The organism is Pelomonas sp. Root1444 (assembly GCF_001426885.1).
Taxonomy (GTDB): Bacteria; Pseudomonadota; Gammaproteobacteria; order Burkholderiales; family Burkholderiaceae_C; genus Pelomonas.
The window spans coordinates 309,258-327,877 of the sequence record NZ_LMFP01000028.1 but is presented as its reverse complement, the minus strand read 5'-3'; the positions used below and the strand labels follow the sequence as shown (position 1 = coordinate 327,877).

General features: G+C 65.0%; 18 protein-coding genes and 1 tRNA gene. All 19 read left to right on the top strand.

What is annotated here, in order from left to right:
* Positions 1 to 269: 269 nt before the first annotated feature.
* The 19 genes from rpsO (at position 270) to ASD35_RS19175 (ending at position 18,602) form a co-directional block, all read left to right on the top strand.
* The gene (gene rpsO, locus ASD35_RS19265; RefSeq protein ID WP_056876579.1) at positions 270 to 539 is read left to right on the top strand and encodes a 30S ribosomal protein S15; all 270 of its coding nucleotides are present in this window, start codon (positions 270 to 272) and stop codon (positions 537 to 539) included.
* A gap of 202 nt (positions 540 to 741) precedes the next feature.
* Positions 742 to 2,895: a polyribonucleotide nucleotidyltransferase gene (gene pnp / locus ASD35_RS19260; protein ID WP_056877432.1), complete on the top strand. Its 2,154-nt coding sequence runs from the start codon at positions 742 to 744 to the stop codon at positions 2,893 to 2,895.
* 11 nt (positions 2,896 to 2,906) lie between these two features.
* Complete coding sequence (locus ASD35_RS19255; RefSeq protein WP_056876578.1) at positions 2,907 to 3,893, top strand: NAD(P)H-quinone oxidoreductase; 987 nt, start codon at positions 2,907 to 2,909, stop codon at positions 3,891 to 3,893.
* 10 nt (positions 3,894 to 3,903) lie between these two features.
* The gene (tpiA, locus tag ASD35_RS19250; protein WP_056876577.1) at positions 3,904 to 4,647 is read left to right on the top strand and encodes a triose-phosphate isomerase; all 744 of its coding nucleotides are present in this window, start codon (positions 3,904 to 3,906) and stop codon (positions 4,645 to 4,647) included.
* A gap of 59 nt (positions 4,648 to 4,706) precedes the next feature.
* A complete protein-coding gene (gene secG / locus ASD35_RS19245; protein WP_056876576.1) occupies positions 4,707 to 5,096 on the top strand; it encodes a preprotein translocase subunit SecG in 390 nt (129 codons plus the stop codon).
* 109 nt (positions 5,097 to 5,205) lie between these two features.
* Positions 5,206 to 5,290: transfer RNA gene (locus ASD35_RS19240), tRNA-Leu, on the top strand.
* Positions 5,291 to 5,513: 223 nt separating this feature from the next.
* On the top strand, positions 5,514 to 5,873 hold the full coding sequence (locus ASD35_RS19235) for an NADH-quinone oxidoreductase subunit A (protein WP_056876575.1): 360 nt from the start codon (positions 5,514 to 5,516) through the stop codon (positions 5,871 to 5,873).
* A gap of 33 nt (positions 5,874 to 5,906) precedes the next feature.
* On the top strand, positions 5,907 to 6,383 hold the full coding sequence (locus ASD35_RS19230) for an NADH-quinone oxidoreductase subunit B family protein (protein WP_046113908.1): 477 nt from the start codon (positions 5,907 to 5,909) through the stop codon (positions 6,381 to 6,383).
* A gap of 10 nt (positions 6,384 to 6,393) precedes the next feature.
* The gene (locus ASD35_RS19225) at positions 6,394 to 6,990 is read left to right on the top strand and encodes an NADH-quinone oxidoreductase subunit C (RefSeq protein ID WP_056876574.1); all 597 of its coding nucleotides are present in this window, start codon (positions 6,394 to 6,396) and stop codon (positions 6,988 to 6,990) included.
* Between the two features lie 11 nt (positions 6,991 to 7,001).
* Complete coding sequence (locus ASD35_RS19220; protein WP_056876573.1) at positions 7,002 to 8,255, top strand: NADH-quinone oxidoreductase subunit D; 1,254 nt, start codon at positions 7,002 to 7,004, stop codon at positions 8,253 to 8,255.
* On the top strand, positions 8,252 to 8,752 hold the full coding sequence (nuoE, locus tag ASD35_RS19215; protein WP_056876572.1) for an NAD(P)H-dependent oxidoreductase subunit E: 501 nt from the start codon (positions 8,252 to 8,254) through the stop codon (positions 8,750 to 8,752). Before ASD35_RS19220 ends, nuoE begins: the two co-directional genes overlap by 4 nt.
* Before the next feature lie 8 nt (positions 8,753 to 8,760).
* Positions 8,761 to 10,101: an NADH-quinone oxidoreductase subunit NuoF gene (gene nuoF / locus ASD35_RS19210; RefSeq protein ID WP_056876571.1), complete on the top strand. Its 1,341-nt coding sequence runs from the start codon at positions 8,761 to 8,763 to the stop codon at positions 10,099 to 10,101.
* Between the two features lie 20 nt (positions 10,102 to 10,121).
* Complete coding sequence (gene nuoG / locus ASD35_RS19205; RefSeq protein WP_056876570.1) at positions 10,122 to 12,428, top strand: NADH-quinone oxidoreductase subunit NuoG; 2,307 nt, start codon at positions 10,122 to 10,124, stop codon at positions 12,426 to 12,428.
* A gap of 14 nt (positions 12,429 to 12,442) precedes the next feature.
* Entirely contained in the window at positions 12,443 to 13,540 is a 1,098-nt protein-coding gene (gene nuoH / locus ASD35_RS19200; RefSeq protein ID WP_056876569.1) for an NADH-quinone oxidoreductase subunit NuoH, read from the top strand.
* Positions 13,541 to 13,550: 10 nt separating this feature from the next.
* Positions 13,551 to 14,039, top strand: coding sequence for an NADH-quinone oxidoreductase subunit NuoI (gene nuoI / locus ASD35_RS19195; protein WP_056876568.1), 489 nt, complete (start codon positions 13,551 to 13,553; stop codon positions 14,037 to 14,039).
* A 53-nt stretch (positions 14,040 to 14,092) separates the two neighbouring features.
* The gene (locus ASD35_RS19190; protein ID WP_056876567.1) at positions 14,093 to 14,734 is read left to right on the top strand and encodes an NADH-quinone oxidoreductase subunit J; all 642 of its coding nucleotides are present in this window, start codon (positions 14,093 to 14,095) and stop codon (positions 14,732 to 14,734) included.
* On the top strand, positions 14,731 to 15,060 hold the full coding sequence (gene nuoK, locus ASD35_RS19185) for an NADH-quinone oxidoreductase subunit NuoK (protein WP_056876566.1): 330 nt from the start codon (positions 14,731 to 14,733) through the stop codon (positions 15,058 to 15,060). The genes ASD35_RS19190 and nuoK overlap by 4 nt, the downstream gene beginning before the upstream one ends.
* Positions 15,061 to 15,067: 7 nt before the next feature.
* On the top strand, positions 15,068 to 17,113 hold the full coding sequence (gene nuoL, locus ASD35_RS19180; RefSeq protein ID WP_056876565.1) for an NADH-quinone oxidoreductase subunit L: 2,046 nt from the start codon (positions 15,068 to 15,070) through the stop codon (positions 17,111 to 17,113).
* Positions 17,114 to 17,126: 13 nt separating this feature from the next.
* On the top strand, positions 17,127 to 18,602 hold the full coding sequence (locus tag ASD35_RS19175) for an NADH-quinone oxidoreductase subunit M (protein WP_056876564.1): 1,476 nt from the start codon (positions 17,127 to 17,129) through the stop codon (positions 18,600 to 18,602).
* Positions 18,603 to 18,620: the final 18 nt, after the last annotated feature.

Here is an 18,620-nt window from a genome sequence, read left to right as displayed (position 1 = left end):
CCCTTGAAACCGGCCCGAATTGCCGCACTTGCGCCGGTCCGTGGCGAGGAGAGGGCGGAGGTGAAGGCGGGCGGTGATGCTGGCTACGCTATACTCCGCGGCTTTTGCGCTTCATGGTGCAGAAGAAGCGTCTGGCGAAAAGCCGGGCGGCACAGCACGGCTCGGGGTGGTTTCCCCCGTGTCCGCAAGTCAACCCCGGAAACCGTCTGCGGCAGCGCTTGTAGTGCGTCTCGCCCGGCCGGACTTCCGAAACCTTTTTGGAAAACACAATGTCCGTCGCCGATCTGAACAAGGCCGAAATCGTCAAGGCCAATGCCCGCAGCGCCAATGACACCGGCAGCCCCGAAGTCCAAGTCGCCCTGCTGACCGCTCGCATCAACGAGCTGACCCCCCACTTCAAGACCCACGCCAAGGACCACCACGGCCGCCGTGGTCTGCTGAAGATGGTCAACACCCGCAAGAGCCTGCTGGCCTACCTGAAGCGCGTCGACTCCAGCCGTTATGTCGCGCTGATCGCCAAGCTGGGCCTGCGCAAGTAATTCACCGATTCCGACACGGAGCCTGTCTGGTCCTCAAGCCCAGTACAGGCTCTTTGTCCATCTGCCGGAACCGAGCTGACGTGGTGTCGGATCATTCCAAGACGGTTTGCCTGAACCGCCCTGGAATGGCATCTGGACCAAACCCAGTCTCGTTCCCGGTTCCCCCGGGTGCCGCCGCACCCACAACAACCAGGAGATGAGCATGTCCATGTTCAACAAGGTCACGAAGTCCTTCCAATGGGGCCGCCACCAAGTCGTGCTGGAAACGGGTGAAGTTGCCCGCCAGTCCAGTGGTGCCGTCCTCGTCAACATCGAAGGCACCGTCGTGCTGGCCACCGTGGTCGCCAAGACCGAAGCCAAGGCCGGCCAGGACTTCTTCCCGCTGACCGTCGATTACCTCGAGAAGACCTACGCCGCCGGCAAGATCCCCGGCAGCTTCTTCAAGCGCGAGGGCCGCCCCTCCGAGCACGAGACACTGACCAGCCGCCTGATCGACCGCCCGATCCGCCCGCTGTTCCCGGAAGGCTTCTTCAATGAAGTCCAGGTCGTCATCCACGTGGTGAGCCTGAACCCCGAAGTGCAGGCCGACATCGCCGCAATGATCGGCACCTCCGCCGCGCTGGCCATCTCCGGCATCCCGTTCAACGGCCCGATCGGCGCCGCCCGCGTGGGCTACGTCAATGGCGAGTACGTGCTGAACCCGAGCAAGTCCGAGCTGGTCAACAGCAAGATGGACCTGGTCGTCGCCGGCACGCAAGCCGCCGTGCTGATGGTCGAGTCCGAGGCCTCTGGCCTGTCGGAAGAAGTGATGCTCGGCGCCGTCGTCTACGGTCACGATCAAGGCAACGTCGCCATCGCCGCGATCAACGAGCTGGTGCGTGACGCCGGCAAGCCGGCCTGGAACTGGACCGCGCCTGCCAAGGACGAAGCCTTCATCGCCAAGGTCAACGCGCTGGCCGAGGGCCCTCTGCGCGAGGCCTACCAGATCCGCTCCAAGCAGGCCCGTACGCAAGCCTGCCGCGGCGTGACCGCCAGCGTGTTCGCCGCGCTGAAGGGCGAGGGCGTCGAGTTCGACAAGGTCGAGGTCGAAGGCCTGCTGTTCGAGATCGAAGCCCGCATCGTGCGCAGCCAGATCCTGGCCGGCGAGCCGCGCATCGACGGCCGCGACACCCGCACCGTGCGCCCCATCGAGATCCGCAACGGCATCCTGCCGCGTACCCACGGCTCGGCGCTGTTCACGCGCGGCGAGACGCAGGCGCTGGTCATCGCCACGCTGGGCACCGACCGTGACGCGCAGCGCATCGATGCGCTGGACGGCGAGTTCGAAGACCGCTTCATGATGCACTACAACATGCCCCCCTTCGCCACCGGCGAGACGGGCCGTGTGGGCAGCCCCAAGCGCCGCGAAATCGGCCACGGCCGCCTCGCCAAGCGCGCGCTGATCGCCGCGCTGCCGAGCAAGGAAGACTTCCCCTACTCGCTGCGTGTGGTCTCCGAAATCACCGAGTCCAACGGCTCGTCGTCGATGGCTTCCGTCTGCGGCGGCTGCCTGGCGCTGATGGACGCCGGCGTGCCGATGAAGGCCCACGTGGCCGGCATCGCCATGGGCCTCATCAAGGACGCCAACCGCTTCGCCGTGCTGACCGACATCCTGGGTGACGAAGATCACCTGGGCGACATGGACTTCAAGGTGGCCGGCACGACGACCGGCATCACCGCCCTGCAGATGGACATCAAGATCCAGGGCATCACCAAGGAAATCATGCAGGTCGCGCTGGCGCAAGCCAAGGAAGCCCGCCTGCACATCCTGGGCAAGATGGTCGAAGCCATGGGCACGGCCAACACCGAGGTGTCGCAGTTCGCGCCGCGCCTGTACACGATGAAGATCAACCCGGAGAAGATCCGTGATGTCATCGGCAAGGGCGGCTCGACCATCCGCGCGCTGACCGAAGAAACCGGCACGACCATCGACATCGGCGAAGACGGCACCATCACGATCGCCTCGACCGACGCCGACAAGGCCGAGCTTGCCAAGAAGCGCATCCAGGAAATCACGGCCGAAGTTGAAGTGGGCAAGGTCTACGAAGGTCCGATCGTCAAGATCCTGGACTTCGGCGCGCTCGTGAACCTGCTGCCTGGCAAGGACGGCCTGCTGCACATCAGCCAGATCGCCCACCAGCGCGTCGAGAAGGTGACCGACTTCCTGCAGGAAGGTCAGGTCGTCAAGGTCAAAGTGCTTGAGACCGACGAGAAGGGTCGCATCAAGCTGTCGATGAAGGCGCTGATCGACCGTCCTGAGCGCGAAGCTGCGCCGGTGGCTCCGGCCGCTGACAGCACGCCGCCCGCCGCGGAGTAATCGCCCAAGCGATGAAAGCCATCGCGATCACCCGCCCCGGCGGGCCTGAAGTGCTGGAGCTGGCTGAAAGGCCAGACCCGGTCGCGGGCCCGGGTGAGTGCCTGATCCGCGTTGCAGCTTCGGGCATCAACCGCCCGGATGTGCTGCAGCGCAAGGGCGCCTACCCGCCGCCGCCGGGTGCGAGCGAGCTGCCGGGGCTGGAGGTCGCGGGCGAGATCGTCGCCGGCGATGCCGATGCGCTGGTCGCGCATGGTTTCAAACTGGGCGACAAGGTCTGCGCGCTGGTCAACGGTGGCGGCTATGCCGAGCTGTGCACAGCGCCGGTCGGGCAGTGCCTGCCGGTGCCGCAGGGCTGGACGCTGACGCAGGCGGCGACCCTGCCGGAAACCTGCTTCACCGTCTGGGCCAACGTGTTCGATCGCGCAGGTCTTCAGGCTGGCGAGACGCTGTTGATCCACGGCGGCGGCAGCGGCATCGGCGTGACCGCCATCCAGCTCGCCAAGGCGCTGGGCGCCCGCGTGCTGGTGACGGTAGGCGCCGCCGACAAGGCGGAGGCGTGCAAGGCGCTGGGGGCCGATCTCGCGATCAACTACCGCGAGCAGGACTTCGTCGCTGAAGCGAAGGCTGCCACCGGCGGACGCGGTGTCGACGTGATCCTGGATATGGTGGCCGGTGACTACATCGGCCGCGGCGTGCAGGCGCTGGCTGAAGATGGCCGGCTCGCGCTGATCGCGGTGCAGGGCGGCGTGAAGTCGGAGATCGACGCCGGACTGGTGCTGCGCAAGCGGCTGACCATCACGGGCTCGACACTGCGCCCGCGCTCCGCCGCTTTCAAGGCGGGCATCGCGCGGTCGCTGCGCGACAAGGTCTGGCCGCTGATCGATGCCGGCAGGATCAAGCCGGTGGTCTACCGCGAGCTGCCTGCCGTCCAGGCGGCCGAAGCGCATGCGCTGATGGAATCGAACCAGCACATCGGCAAGATCGTGCTGAACTGGTGATGGAGCTGAGATGAGAAGAAAACTCGTCGTGGGCAACTGGAAGATGCATGGCAGCCGCGCTGCAAATGCCCAGCTGCTGGCCGGCCTGAAGGAGGCCGGCCCCTGGAACGCCGACGTCGCCGTCTGCGTGCCTTTCCCCTACATCGCCGAGACGGCCCTCGCGCTGACCGGCACGAGCATCGCCTACGGTGCGCAGGATTGCTCCTCGCACGAGCAGGGCGCCTTCACCGGCGAGGTCTCGAGCGCGATGCTGGCCGACATCGGCTGCCGTTACGCCATCGTGGGCCACTCGGAGCGGCGTGCCTACCATGCGGAGAGCGATCAGCTCGTCGCCGACAAGGCCAAGGCTGCATTGGCCCATGGCGTGACGCCGATCGTCTGTGTTGGTGAAACCCGCGCCGAGCGCGAGGCCGGCCAGACGGAAGCCGTCGTCAAGCGCCAACTCGCGGCGGTCATTCACACGCTCGGCCATTGCTGCGGCGAGATGGTCGTCGCCTACGAGCCCGTCTGGGCGATTGGCACCGGCTTGACGGCCACGCCGGCCGAGGCGCAGGCCGTGCACGCGGTGCTTCGCGCTCAACTGCATGCAGCGACGGACCGTTCCGGCGTCATGCGCATCCTCTACGGCGGCAGCGTGAAGGCTGACAACGCGGCCGAGCTGTTTTCGCAGCCTGACATCGATGGTGGTCTGATTGGCGGCGCCTCATTGAAGGTGGCCGACTTCGCGGCCATCTGCCTGGCCGCGGCCCACTGAGTTTTCCGGCGCCGGCCAATGAGGGCCGGCGTCACAAGAGTTTTGATGGAGTGTTTGGAATGCAGTTCTTTGCGAATCTGGTGTTGATCGTTCAATTGCTGTCGGCGCTGGCGATCATCGGTCTGGTGCTGGTGCAGCACGGCAAGGGTGCCGACATGGGCGCTTCCTTCGGCAGTGGCGCCTCCGGCAGCCTGTTCGGCGCAACCGGAAGCGCCAATTTCCTGTCGCGCACGACGGCCGTCGCTGCGACGCTGTTCTTCGGCTGCACGCTGGGCCTGGCCTTCCTGTCCAACGGCCGAACGTCCGCTTCGACCGGCGCCGATACCGCGCTGGACCGCGCGCCCATCACCGCCCCGGCTCCGGCCGCGTCGGGTGCTGCCGCCATCCCGGGCGCCGTGCTGGCACCGGCCGCGCCGGCCTCTGCTGCGGCGTCGGCAGCGGCGAACTGAAGCCGGGCTGAAAGCTCGCTTCTTTGGCCGAGAGCTGTCACTTTCGGTATAGAATGCGAGGCTGTCTGGCAAGCAATCCCTCCCAGGTTGCCAGGCGCATTTGAATACTGCCGTCGTGGTGAAATTGGTAGACACGCTATCTTGAGGGGGTAGTGGCGAAAGCTGTGCGAGTTCGAGTCTCGCCGACGGCACCAGAACATAGGCTAGGATCCCCGTCGCTTGTGGCGGGCCAGCCAAAGCGGCCTGTCGCGAAGATCAGCCGGTTTGAAACCGTGCTGATCCAAGCTGGGTTCAAGGCGGGCGCGATCCGCGAGCGACATCATTCGATTCGCTGGTGGCGCGCCTGTTTGCTTTTGTGGTCGGCTGGTACAGCGGCTGCGTTGACGAAGACGTTTTAGTCGACCAGAGAAGGCGCAAATGAATCTCGATCAATACTTGCCCGTCATCCTCTTCATCTTGGTTGGCGCAGTGGTCGGGATTGCTCCCCAGATCCTGGGCGCACTGCTCGGTCCGAACCGGCCCGACGCGGCGAAGAACTCCCCCTACGAATGCGGCTTCGAGGCGTTTGAAGACGCGCGCATGAAATTCGACGTGCGCTACTACCTCGTCGCCATCCTGTTCATTCTTTTCGACCTGGAAATTGCCTTCCTGTTCCCTTGGGCCGTGGCGCTCAAGGAAATCGGCGCGACGGGCTTCTGGGCGATGATGATCTTCCTCGGCATTCTGGTCGTCGGCTTTGCCTACGAATGGAAAAAAGGCGCCCTGGATTGGGAATAAGAAGCGCCACGCCACACACGCTGGGAATTCGAAATGGGTATTGAAGGCGTCCTGAAAGAGGGCTTTGTCACGACCTCGGTCGACAAGCTCATCAACTGGTCCAAGACCGGCTCCCTCTGGCCGATGACCTTCGGCCTGGCCTGTTGCGCCGTGGAAATGATGCATGCGGGCGCGGCCCGCTACGACATCGACCGCTTCGGCATGCTGTTCCGTCCGAGCCCGCGCCAGTCCGACCTGATGATCGTGGCCGGCACGCTGTGCAACAAGATGGCGCCGGCCTTGCGCAAGGTCTACGACCAGATGGCCGAGCCGCGCTGGGTGCTCTCGATGGGCTCCTGCGCCAACGGCGGCGGCTACTACCACTACAGCTACTCCGTCGTGCGCGGCTGCGACCGCATCGTGCCGGTGGACGTCTACGTGCCCGGCTGCCCGCCGACGGCCGAGGCGCTGCTGTACGGCATCCTGCAGTTGCAGGCCAAGATCCGCCGCGAAAACACCATTGCCCGCTGAGTGCCAAGGTATGAGCCTGAATCTCGAAACCCTGGCCCAGCAAATTGGCGCCGTCCTCGGTGATCGCGTCGTCGATCTGAAGAACGCGCTGGGTGAACTGACGCTGACTGTGCGCGCCGCCGACTACCTCGACGTGGCGACCACGCTGCGTGACCACCCCGAGCTGAAGCTCGAGCAGTTGATCGACCTGTGCGGCGTCGACTACAGCGACTTCGGCAACGGCGGCTACGAAGGCCCGCGCTACGCGATCGTCAGCCACCTGCTTTCGATCACCAAGAACTGGCGCCTGCGCCTGAAGGTGTTTGCCACCGACGACGACTTCCCCAGCGTGGCGTCGGTCACACCGGTGTGGAGCTCGGCCAACTGGTTCGAGCGCGAGGCCTTCGACATGTACGGTGTCATCTTTGATGGCCATGACGATCTGCGCCGCATCCTGACCGACTATGGCTTCATCGGCCACCCGATGCGCAAGGACTTCCCGGTGTCGGGCCATGTCGAGATGCGCTACGACGCTGAGCAGAAGCGTGTCATCTACCAGCCGGTGACCATCGAGCCGCGCGAGATCACGCCGCGCATCATTCGCGAAGACAAGTACGGCGGCCTTTGAGTCTGTAAGCCATGGCAGAAATCAAGAACTACACGCTGAACTTCGGTCCCCAGCATCCGGCCGCCCACGGCGTGCTGCGCCTGGTGCTCGAGCTGGACGGCGAAGTCATTCAGCGCGCCGACCCGCATATCGGCCTGCTGCACCGCGCGACCGAGAAGCTCGCCGAGCAGAAGACCTACATCCAGTCGCTGCCCTACATGGACCGCCTCGACTACGTGTCGATGATGTCCAACGAGCATGCCTACTGCCTGGCCATCGAGAAGATGCTCGGCCTGGAAGTGCCTATCCGCGCCCAGTACATCCGCGTGATGTTCGGCGAGCTGACCCGCATCCTGAACCACCTGCTGTGGCTGGGCGCGCACGGCCTGGACTGCGGCGCGATGAACATCCTCATCTACTGCTTCCGCGAGCGTGAGGACATCTTCGACATGTACGAGGCGGTGTCGGGTGCGCGCATGCACGCGGCCTACTTCCGTCCGGGCGGCGTCTACCGCGACCTGCCGGGTAGCATGCCGCAGTACCAAGTCAGCAAGATCAAGAACGCGAAGACCATCGCGCAGCTCAATGAGAACCGCAGCGGCTCGCTGCTGGATTTCATCGAGGACTTCTGCAAGCGCTTCCCGAAGAACGTCGACGATTACGAGACGCTGTTGACGGACAACCGCATCTGGAAGCAGCGCACCGTCGGCATCGGCGTCGTCTCGCCGGAGCGTGCGCTGAACCTGGGCTTCTCCGGCCCGATGCTGCGCGGCTCCGGCATCGCCTGGGACCTGCGCAAGAAGCAGCCTTACGACGTCTACGACCGCATGGACTTCGACGTGCCCATCGGCACCAACGGCGACACCTATGACCGCTATGTCGTGCGCGTCGAGGAAATGCGCCAGTCCTGCCGCATCGTCGAGCAGTGCGTGGCCTGGCTCAAGGCCAACCAGGGCCCGGTCATCACGGACAACCACAAGGTGGCGCCGCCTTCGCGCGTGGACATGAAGTCCAGCATGGAAGAGCTGATCCACCACTTCAAGCTTTTCACCGAAGGCTTCCACGTGCCCGAAGGCGAGGCCTATGCAGCCGTCGAGCACCCCAAGGGCGAGTTCGGCATCTACATGGTCAGCGATGGCGCCAACAAGCCCTATCGCCTCAAGATCCGCGCGCCCGGCTTCCCGCACCTCGCGGCACTCGACGAGATGGGCCGCGGTCACATGATCGCGGACGCCGTCGCCATCATCGGCACCATGGACATCGTGTTCGGCGAGATTGATCGATGAGCTACCAACTCTCTGACGCCACCCGCGCGCGTTTTGACCGCGAGGTCGCCAAGTACCCCTTCGAGCAGCGCCAATCCGCCGTGATGGCCTGCCTGGCCATCGTGCAGCAGGAAGAAGGCTTCGTGCCGCGCGCCGCGGAAGACGCGATCGCCGCGCATCTCGGCATGCCGCCCATCGCCGTGTACGAGGTGACGACCTTCTACAACATGTACAACCAGCGTCCGGTCGGCAAGTTCAAGCTGAGCGTTTGCGCGAATCTGCCTTGCCAGTTGCGCGACGGCCAGAACGCGCTGGACCATCTGTGCAGCAAGCTCGGCATCGAGCAGGGCGGCACGACGGCCGACGGCCTGTTCACCGTGCAGAAAAGCGAATGCCTGGGCGCCTGCGCCGACTCGCCGGTGATGCTCGTCAATGACCGCCAGATGTGCAGCTTCATGACGACCGAGCGCCTCGATGAGCTGGTCGACGTGCTGCGCGCCGAAGCTGCCAAGGCCTGAGGAAGACGATGCTGGACCTTTCCAAATTCCAAAGCACCGGCGCCGAGACCTGCTTCCATGGCCGCCACATCAGCCCGCAGATCTACGCGGACCTGGACGGCAAGAACTGGTCGATCAAGGACTACGAAGCCCGCGGCGGTTACGCAGCGCTGAAGAAGATCCTGGCCGCCGACGGCGGCGAGGGCCTGACGCCTGACCAGGTCATCGCCGAAGTGAAGACCTCGGCCCTGCGCGGCCGCGGCGGCGCCGGCTTCCCGACCGGCCTGAAGTGGAGCTTCATGCCGCGCCAGTTCCCGGGCCAGAAGTACCTCGTCTGCAACTCCGACGAAGGCGAGCCGGGCACCTGCAAGGACCGCGACATCCTGATGTTCAACCCGCATCAGGTCATCGAGGGCATGGCCATCGCCGCCTACGCGATGGGCATCACGGTAGGCTACAACTACATCCACGGCGAGATCTTCGAGGTCTACGAGCGCTTCGAGGCCGCCCTGGAAGAAGCCCGCGCCGCCGGCTATCTCGGCAACGGCATCATGGGCAGCGGCTTCAATTTCCAGCTGCATGCCCATCATGGCTTCGGCGCCTACATCTGCGGCGAGGAAACCGCGCTGCTGGAATCGCTGGAAGGCAAGAAGGGTCAACCCCGCTTCAAGCCGCCGTTCCCGGCCAGCTTCGGCCTGTACGGCAAGCCCACCACCATCAACAACACCGAGACGTTTGCTGCGGTGCCCTGGATCATCCGCAACGGCGGCCAGGCCTACCTGGAGATCGGCAAGCCCAACAACGGCGGCACCAAGCTGTTCTCGGTGTCGGGCGACGTCGAGAAGCCAGGCAACTTCGAGATCCCGCTGGGCACGCCGTTCTCGGTGCTGCTGGAGATGGCCGGTGGCGTGCGCAAGGGTCGCAAGCTCAAGGCCGTCATCCCCGGTGGCTCGTCGGCCCCGGTGCTGCCGGCCGAAGTGATGATGCAGTGCACGATGGACTACGACTCCATCGCCAAGGCCGGCTCCATGCTGGGCTCGGGCGCCGTCATCGTCATCGACGACTCGCGCTGCATGGTGCAGAGCCTGCTGCGCCTGTCCTACTTCTACGCCCACGAATCCTGCGGCCAGTGCACGCCTTGCCGCGAAGGCACGGGCTGGATGCACCGCGTGCTGGAACGCATCTATCACGGCGAGGGCAGGGCCGAGGACATCGACCTGCTGAACTCGGTGGCCGACAACATCCAAGGCCGCACGATCTGCGCGTTGGGCGACGCTGCCGCGATGCCCGTGCGCGCCATGATCAAGCACTTCAAGCACGAGTTCGTGCACTTGATTGAACACAAGAAGCCCCTGGTGGCTCCGACCTGAGCGCCTAGAGAAACACCACCATGGTTGAAATCGAACTCGACGGTCAGAAGGTCTCGGTCCAGGAAGGCAGCATGGTCATGCATGCCGCCGAGAAGGCCGGCACCTACATCCCGCACTTCTGCTACCACAAGAAGCTGAGCATTGCGGCCAACTGCCGCATGTGCCTGGTGGACGTGGAGAAGGCGCCCAAGCCCATGCCGGCCTGCGCGACCCCGGTCACGCAGGGCATGATCGTCCGCACCAAGAGCGACAAGGCGATCAAGGCTCAGCAGGGCGTCATGGAATTCCTGCTGATCAACCACCCGCTGGACTGCCCCATCTGCGACCAGGGGGGCGAGTGCCAGCTGCAGGACCTCGCGGTCGGCTACGGTGCGAGCAAGAGCCGCTACACCGAAGAAAAGCGCGTCGTCTTCCACAAGAACGTCGGCCCGCTGATCTCGATGGAAGAGATGAGCCGTTGCATCCACTGCACCCGCTGCGTGCGCTTCGGCCAGGAGATCGCCGGCGTCATGGAACTGGGCATGGCCCACCGCGGCGAGCACAGCGAGATCCAGACCTTCGTCGGCCGCACGGTGGACTCCGAGTTGTCCGGCAACATGATCGACCTGTGCCCGGTCGGCGCGCTGACCAGCAAGCCGTTCCGCTACAGCGCCCGTACGTGGGAGCTGTCGCGCCGCAAGAGCGTCAGCCCGCACGACTCCACCGGCGCCAACCTGATCGTCCAGGTCAAGGGCAACCAGGTGATGCGCGTCGTGCCGCTGGAGAACGAGGCCGTCAACGAATGCTGGATCGCCGACCGTGACCGCTTCAGCTATGAGGCCCTGAACAGCGACGCCCGCCTGACGGCGCCCATGATCAAGCAGGGCGGCGCCTGGAAGCAGGTCGACTGGACGACGGCGCTGGAGTATGTCGCCAACGGCCTCAAGTCCATCGCCCACGACCACGGTCCGGCAGCGATCGGCGCGCTGGGCTCGGCGCACAGCACTGTGGAAGAGTTGCACCTGCTGACGCAGATCGTGCGCGGCCTGGGCAGCGACAACATCGACCACCGCCTGCGCCACAGCGATTTCGGCAATGCCGCGCCCGCCGGCCAGGCGCGTTGGCTGGGCGCCAGCATCGCCAGCCTGTCTGAACTCGATCGCGCCCTCGTCATCGGCTCCAGCCTGCGCAAGGATCACCCGCTGTTCGCCGCCCGGCTGCGCGCGGCAGCCCGCCGCGGCGCCGTCGTGCACCGCGTCGGCGTCAACCACGACGACTGGCTGATGCCGCTCGGCGCTTCGTTGTCCGCCGCACCTTCCGGCTGGGTGCAAGCCCTGGCCGATGTGGCTGCTGCGATCGGCCCGGGCGCACCGCTGGCCGGCACGGCAACGGACGCAGCCAAGGCCATCGCCGAAAGCCTGGTCGCCGGCCGGGCCAAGGCCGTGTTGCTCGGCAATGCCGCGGCGGAGCATCCTCAGGCCTCCAGCCTGTTGGCGCTGGCGCAGTGGATTGCCCAGCAGACCGGCGCGAGCATCGGCTACCTGACGGCCGCCGCCAACACGGTCGGTGCCCAACTGGTCAAGGCGCAACCGCAGGGCGACGGCCTGAATGCCGGCCAGATGCTGGGTGGCACGTCGCTGAAGGCCTTGCTGCTGCTGAACGCCGACCCGTTGCTCGACGCGGCCAACCCGGCCGCTGCCGCCAAGGCGCTGGGCGCCGCCGAGATGGTCGTGGTCATGAGTCCGTTCAAGAGCGGCGTGGAGTACGCCGACGTGCTGCTGCCGATCGCGCCTTTCACCGAGACATCGGGCTCGTTCGTCAACGCCGAGGGCCGCCTGCAGAGCTTCGTCGGCGTTGCTCGGCCGCTGCTGGAAACCCGCCCGGGCTGGAAGCTGCTGCGCGTGCTGGGCAACCTGCTGGGTCTCCCTGGCTTTGACCAGGACAGCTCCGAGCAGGTGCGCGAACAGGCGCTGGGCGGTGAATTTACCGGCCGGCTCAGCAACGCGACGACGGCCGTGCCGCAGATGGCCGCGCGCGCCGAAGGCGTCGAGCGCTTCGCCAACCTGCCGATCTACGCGACCGATGCGCTGGTACGCAACTCGACACCATTGCAGCTCACCGCCGACGGCCGTGAAGCGCCTGTCGTCGGCCTGCCGACGGGCCTCTGGCAGCAGCTGGGTCTTTCAGCCGGCGACCAGGTGCGCATCGTGCAGGACGGCGGCGCCGCCCAGCTGCCGGCCCGCCTTGAAGCCGGCCTGCCCGATGGTGTCGCCCGCGTACCCGCCGGCCTGCCGCAAACCGCCGCGCTGGGTGCTGCCTTCGGCACGCTGACGCTGAGCAAGGTCTGAGGGAGCCCACAAGAATGATCGACACCCTCTACCAAAACGGCGCTTCGCTGCTGGGTGGCCTGTGGCCCCTGGTCTGGAGCCTGCTGAAGATCGTCGCGGTGGTGGCGCCGCTGATGCTCTGCGTCGCCTACCTGACGCTGTGGGAGCGCAAGGCCATCGGCTGGTCGCAGATCCGCCCGGGCCCTAACCGCGTGGGCCCCTTCGGCCTGCTGACGCCCATCGCCGACGCGGTCAAACTGATCTTCAAGGAGATCATCAAGCCCGCCGCCGCCAGCAAGGGCCTGTTCTTCCTCGGCCCCGTCATGACCATCATGCCGGCGCTGGCGGCCTGGGCCGTCGTGCCCTTCGGCCCGGACGCCGCGGTCGCCAACGTCAACGCCGGCCTGCTGTTCCTGATGGCGATCACGTCGCTGGAGGTCTACGGCGTCATCATCGCCGGCTGGGCGTCCAACTCGAAGTACGCCTTCCTCGGCGCACTGCGCGCCTCGGCGCAGATGGTCTCCTACGAGATCGCGATGGGCTTCGCGCTGGTCGTCGTGCTGATGGTGACCGGCAGCCTGAACATGACCGAGGTCGTGCAGGTGCAGGAGCGCGGCTGGTTTGCGTCACACGGCGTGCCGCTGCTGTCGTGGAACTGGCTGCCGCTGTTCCCCATCTTCATCGTCTACTTCATCTCGGGCCTGGCCGAAACCAACCGCCACCCGTTCGACGTGGTCGAAGGCGAGTCGGAAATCGTCGCCGGCCACATGATCGAGTACTCGGGCATGTCCTTCGCGATGTTCTTCCTCGCCGAGTACGCCAACATGATCCTGGTGTCGGCACTGGCCGTCGTCATGTTCCTGGGCGGCTGGAGCGCTCCCATCTCCTGGAGCCTGTTCGGCATGGAGACGCCGGCCTTCATCCAGCACACGATGGCGTTCTGGAACTGGGCGTGGCTGTTCGGCAAGACCTTCGTCGTCGTCACGATGTTCCTGTGGGTGCGCGCCACGTTCCCACGCTTCCGCTACGACCAGATCATGCGTCTGGGCTGGAAGATCTTCATTCCCATCACGCTGATCTGGCTGGTCGTTGTCGGTGCCTGGATGCAGACGCCGTTCAACATCTGGAAGTGAGGCGGCGACCATGACTGCAATCACGAATTTCGCGAAGACCTTCTTCCTCTGGGAACTGCTCAAGGGAATGAAGCTCACCGGCCGGCACTTCCTGTCGCGCAATATCACCGTCCAGTTCCCTGAGGAAAAGACGCCGCTGAGCCCGCGTTTCCGCGGCTTGCATGCGTTGCGCCGCTACGAGAACGGTGAAGAGCGTTGCATCGCCTGCAAGCTGTGCGAGGCCGTTTGCCCCGCGATGGCCATCACCATCGAGAGCGACGTGCGCGCCGACGGCAGCCGCCGCACGACGCGCTACGACATCGACCTGACCAAGTGCATCTTCTGCGGCTTCTGCGAAGAAAGCTGCCCGGTGGACTCCATCGTCGAAACGAGCATCTTCGAATACCACGGCGAAAAGCGCGGCGACCTGTACTTCACCAAGGACATGCTGCTGGCCGTTGGCGACAAGTACGAGCCCCAAATCGCGGCCCAAAAGGAGGCGGACGCCAAGTACCGCTGATCGTCGCCGGCGCCACAGCCGACGCACGGTCCAGCCGCCTGGCCTGGATACGCATGGACATCACGACCATCCTCTTCTACGTCTTTTCCGGCATCCTGCTGGTGAGCTCGTTCCGTGTCATCACGGCGCGCAGCACCGTGCACGCCGCGCTTTTCCTGATCCTGTCGTTCTTCACGGCGTCCTGCATCTGGATGCTGCTGAAGGCCGAGTTCCTGGCGATTGCGCTGGTGCTCGTCTACATCGGCGCCGTCATGGTGCTGTTCCTGTTCGTCGTCATGATGCTGGACCTGAACACGGACAGCATGCGTGAGGGCTTCTGGAAGCACCTGCCCGTCGCCGCCGTCATCGGCGCGCTGATCGCATTTGAGATGGGCATCGTGCTGATGGGCGGCTACCAGCTGTCCGATGCGCCGGTGGCCACCGCCGAACAGCTCAAGCTCGGCAACACGAAACTGCTGGGCATCGAGATCTACACGAGTTACCTCTATCCGCTGCAGATCGCCGCCGTGCTGTTGCTGGTGGCCATCGTCGCGGCCATCGCGTTGACTCTGCGCCGCCGCAAGGATTCACGCGCCATGGACGCGTCCGAGCAGGTCAAGGTCACCAAGGCCCAGCGCCTGAAGATCGTCAAGATGGCGCCGACCGTCAGCGCGCCCACGCAACCTGCTGCACCCACCGAAGGAGGCCAGGCATGACCGGCATTGCTGGACTGAGTGGCTTGACCCTGGGCCACTTCCTGACGCTGGGCGCGATGTTGTTCGCGCTGTCGGTGATCGGCATCTTCCTGAACCGCAAGAACCTGATCGTGCTGCTGATGGCCATCGAGCTGATGCTGCTGGCGGTCAACCTGAACTTCGTCGCCTTCTCGCACTACCTGGGCGACATGGCGGGCCAGGTCTTCGTGTTCTTCATCCTGACCGTCGCGGCGGCCGAGTCGGCCATCGGCCTGGCCATCCTCGTCGTGCTGTTCCGCAACCGCGCCAGCATCAACGTCGAAGAGCTGGATGCGCTGAAGGGATAAGAACAAGATGCCTGCACAACTCTCCCAGAACACGCTGCTCGCGGTGCCGTTGGCGCCGCTGGTGGGCGCCGTCGTGGCCGGCTTCTTCGGCCGGGCAGTGGGCCGGCGCGGCTCGCACATCGTCACCATCCTCGGCGTGCTGATCGCCTTCATCCTGTCGGCGCAGACGCTGTACAGCGTCGCCGTCGACGGCGCGCGCTTCAACGCGACCATCTACGAATGGATGGTGCTCGGCCCGCTGAAGATGGAGGTCGGCTTCCTCATCGATGGCCTGACCGCCATGATGATGTGCGTCGTGACCTTCGTGTCGCTGATGGTGCACATCTACACCATCGGCTACATGGAAGAGGACGACGGCTACCAGCGCTTCTTCTCATACATCTCGCTGTTCACGTTCAGCATGCTGATGCTGGTCATGAGCAACAACATGCTGCAGCTGTTCTTCGGCTGGGAAGCGGTGGGCCTGGTGTCCTACCTGCTGATCGGCTTCTGGTACAAAAAACAGAGCGCCATCTTCGCCAACATGAAGGCCTTCCTGGTGAACCGGGTCGGTGACTTCGGCTTCATCCTCGGCATCGGCCTGCTGGTGGCGTTCGGCGGTTCGCTCAACTACGCCGAGACCTTTGCCAAGGCGGACGAACTGTCCAAGCTGGTCTTCCCCGGCACCGACTGGGCGCTTCTGACCGTCGCCTGCATCTGCCTGTTCATCGGCGCGATGGGCAAGTCGGCGCAGTTCCCGCTGCACGTCTGGCTGCCGGACTCGATGGAGGGCCCGACGCCCATCTCCGCGCTGATCCACGCGGCGACGATGGTGACGGCCGGCATCTTCATGGTGGCGCGCATGTCGCCGCTGTTCGAGCTGTCCGACACCGCGCTGAACTTCGTCATGGTGATCGGCGCGATCACGGCGCTGTTCATGGGCTTCCTGGGCATCATCCAGAACGACATCAAGCGCGTCGTCGCGTACTCCACGCTGTCGCAGCTCGGCTACATGACGGTGGCCCTGGGCGCTTCGGCGTATTCGGTCGCCGTCTTCCACCTGATGACGCACGCCTTCTTCAAGGCGCTGCTGTTCCTCGGCGCGGGCTCCGTCATCATCGGCATGCACCACGATCAGGACATCCGCAACATGGGCGGCCTGCGCAAGTACATGCCCATCACGTGGATCACGTCGCTGCTGGGTTCGCTCGCGCTGATCGGCACGCCGCTGTTCTCGGGCTTCTATTCCAAGGACTCGATCATCGAGGCCGTGCATGCCAGCCATCTGCCGGGTGCGGGCTTCGCGTACTTCGCCGTCATCGCGGGCGTGTTCGTGACGGCCTTCTACTCGTTCCGGATGTACTTCCTCGTCTTCCATGGCAAGGAGCACTTCCACCACAAGCCGTTCCCGGGCGAGCATGATCATCACGACGATGACCATGGCCACGATTCGCATGCGCACACGCCGCACGAGTCGCCTGCCGTCGTCTGGGTGCCGCTGGTGCTGCTGGCCATCCCTTCGGTCGTCATCGGCTTCATGACCATCCAGCCGATGCTGTTCGGCGACTTCCTGAAGGACGCGATCACCGTCAACCTGCACGCCCATCCGGCGATGGAGGAACTGGCGCACGAGTTCCATGGCGCCGCGGCAATGGCCCTGCACGGCCTGACCACGCTGCCGTTCTGGCTGGCCCTGGCCGGTGTCGTGACGGCCTACGTCTTCTACATGGTCGCGCCCAGCATCCCGGCGACGCTGGCCAAGGTGCTGCGCCCGTTGATCATCGTCCTGGAGAACAAGTACTTCATGGACTGGTTCAACGAGAACGTCCTGGCCCGCCTGGCGCGCGCCATCGGCGTCGGCCTGTGGAAGGGCGGCGATGGCGCCCTCATCGACGGGCTCATCATCAATGGCTCAGCCCGCACGGTCGGCGGCATCGCCGGCCTGGTGCGTCGCGTCCAGACCGGCCATCTGTACTGGTACGCGCTCGTCATGATCCTCGGCGTGACCGGCCTGATGACCTGGCAGCTGTGGCCCTACATCGAGCCCCAGTTCAAGTCGCTCCTCGGGGCTTGAGGAGATAACAAGAATGTTGCTGAGTCTTGCGATTTTTCTGCCCATCGTCTGCGGCGCGCTGCTGCTGGCGCTCGGGCGCGACGACCAGGCGCACGCAGTGCGCTGGCTGGCCCTGGTGGCGGCGGTGGCGAGCTTCCTCGCCACCATCCCGCTGATCACCGGTTTCGACACCACGACGGCTGCCATGCAGTTCGTCGAGAACCAGCCCTGGATTGCCCGCTTCAACATCCACTACCACCTCGGCGTGGACGGCATCTCGATGTGGTTCGTGCCGCTGACGGCCTTCATCACCGTCATCGTCGTCATCTCCGCCTGGGAGGTCATCGAGACGCGCGTCAACCAGTACATGGGCGCGTTCCTGATCCTGTCGGGCCTGATGGTGGGCGTGTTCAGCGCGCTGGACGGCATGCTGTTCTACGTGTTCTTCGAGGCCACGCTGATCCCGATGTACATCATCATCGGCGTCTGGGGCGGGCCGAACCGTGTCTACGCGGCCTTCAAGTTCTTCCTGTACACGCTGGCCGGCTCGCTGCTGATGCTGATCGCGCTGCTCTACCTGTACGTCAAGGCCGGTGGCAGCTTCGACATCCAGACCTGGCACCAGTTGCCGCTGACCGGTGGCGCGCAGACCTATCTCTTCTTCGCCTTCCTCGCCGCATTCTCGGTCAAGGTGCCGATGTGGCCGGTGCACACCTGGCTGCCCGATGCGCACGTGGAGGCACCCACCGGCGGCTCCGTCGTGCTGGCGGCCATCATGCTCAAGCTGGGCTGCTACGGCTTCCTGCGCTTCTCGCTGCCCATTGCGCCTGACGCCGCGCGCGAATGGTCGTGGCTCATCATCGCGATGTCGCTGATCGCCGTCGTCTACATCGGCCTCGTCGCGCTGGTGCAGAAGGACATGAAGAAGCTGGTGGCCTACTCGTCCATCGCGCACATGGGCTTCGTCACGCTGGGCTTCTTCATCTTCAACGAGCTGGGCGTCTCCGGCGGCCTGGTGCAGATGATCGCCCACGGCTTCGTGTCGGGCGCGATGTTCCTGTGCATCGGCGTGCTCTACGACCGCGTGCATTCACGCGAGATCGCCTCTTACGGCGGCGTCGTCAACACCATGCCCAAGTTCGCCGCCTTCGCCGTGTTCTTCGGCATGGCCAACTGCGGCCTGCCCGCCACGGCCGGCTTCGTCGGCGAGTGGATGGTCATCCTGGGCACCGTGAAGTACGACTTCTGGCTCGGCGGCGTCGCCGCGACCGCACTGATCTTCGGCGCGGCCTACACGCTGTGGATGGTCAAGCGCGTCTACTTCGGCGACATCGCCAACGATGACGTCCGCGCGCTCACCGACATCAACAAGCGCGAATTCATCATGCTGGCGCTGCTGGCCGTGGCGACGCTCTACATGGGCCTGTATCCCAAGCCCTTCACCGACGTGATGCACCACTCCGTCGTCGAGCTGCTCCAGCACGTCGCGCAGAGCAAGATCCCCGGTTGATGGCGCGCTGAGGCAAAA

Excerpts from the sequence above, each read along its gene's own strand:
- rpsO (WP_056876579.1), top strand. The coding sequence starts at position 270 with ATGTCCGTCGCCGATCTGAACAAGGCCGAAATCGTCAAGGCCAATGCC.
- nuoI (WP_056876568.1), top strand. The coding sequence starts at position 13,551 with ATGACTGCAATCACGAATTTCGCGAAGACCTTCTTCCTCTGGGAACTG.
- pnp (WP_056877432.1), top strand. The coding sequence starts at position 742 with ATGTCCATGTTCAACAAGGTCACGAAGTCCTTCCAATGGGGCCGCCAC.
- ASD35_RS19230 (WP_046113908.1), top strand. The coding sequence starts at position 5,907 with ATGGGTATTGAAGGCGTCCTGAAAGAGGGCTTTGTCACGACCTCGGTC.
- secG (WP_056876576.1), top strand. The coding sequence starts at position 4,707 with ATGCAGTTCTTTGCGAATCTGGTGTTGATCGTTCAATTGCTGTCGGCG.
- tpiA (WP_056876577.1), top strand. The coding sequence starts at position 3,904 with ATGAGAAGAAAACTCGTCGTGGGCAACTGGAAGATGCATGGCAGCCGC.
- ASD35_RS19235 (WP_056876575.1), top strand. The coding sequence starts at position 5,514 with ATGAATCTCGATCAATACTTGCCCGTCATCCTCTTCATCTTGGTTGGC.
- nuoL (WP_056876565.1), top strand. The coding sequence starts at position 15,068 with ATGCCTGCACAACTCTCCCAGAACACGCTGCTCGCGGTGCCGTTGGCG.
- nuoH (WP_056876569.1), top strand. The coding sequence starts at position 12,443 with ATGATCGACACCCTCTACCAAAACGGCGCTTCGCTGCTGGGTGGCCTG.
- nuoE (WP_056876572.1), top strand. The coding sequence starts at position 8,252 with ATGAGCTACCAACTCTCTGACGCCACCCGCGCGCGTTTTGACCGCGAG.
- nuoG (WP_056876570.1), top strand. The coding sequence starts at position 10,122 with ATGGTTGAAATCGAACTCGACGGTCAGAAGGTCTCGGTCCAGGAAGGC.
- ASD35_RS19190 (WP_056876567.1), top strand. The coding sequence starts at position 14,093 with ATGGACATCACGACCATCCTCTTCTACGTCTTTTCCGGCATCCTGCTG.
- ASD35_RS19225 (WP_056876574.1), top strand. The coding sequence starts at position 6,394 with ATGAGCCTGAATCTCGAAACCCTGGCCCAGCAAATTGGCGCCGTCCTC.
- nuoK (WP_056876566.1), top strand. The coding sequence starts at position 14,731 with ATGACCGGCATTGCTGGACTGAGTGGCTTGACCCTGGGCCACTTCCTG.
- ASD35_RS19220 (WP_056876573.1), top strand. The coding sequence starts at position 7,002 with ATGGCAGAAATCAAGAACTACACGCTGAACTTCGGTCCCCAGCATCCG.
- ASD35_RS19255 (WP_056876578.1), top strand. The coding sequence starts at position 2,907 with ATGAAAGCCATCGCGATCACCCGCCCCGGCGGGCCTGAAGTGCTGGAG.
- nuoF (WP_056876571.1), top strand. The coding sequence starts at position 8,761 with ATGCTGGACCTTTCCAAATTCCAAAGCACCGGCGCCGAGACCTGCTTC.
- ASD35_RS19175 (WP_056876564.1), top strand. The coding sequence starts at position 17,127 with ATGTTGCTGAGTCTTGCGATTTTTCTGCCCATCGTCTGCGGCGCGCTG.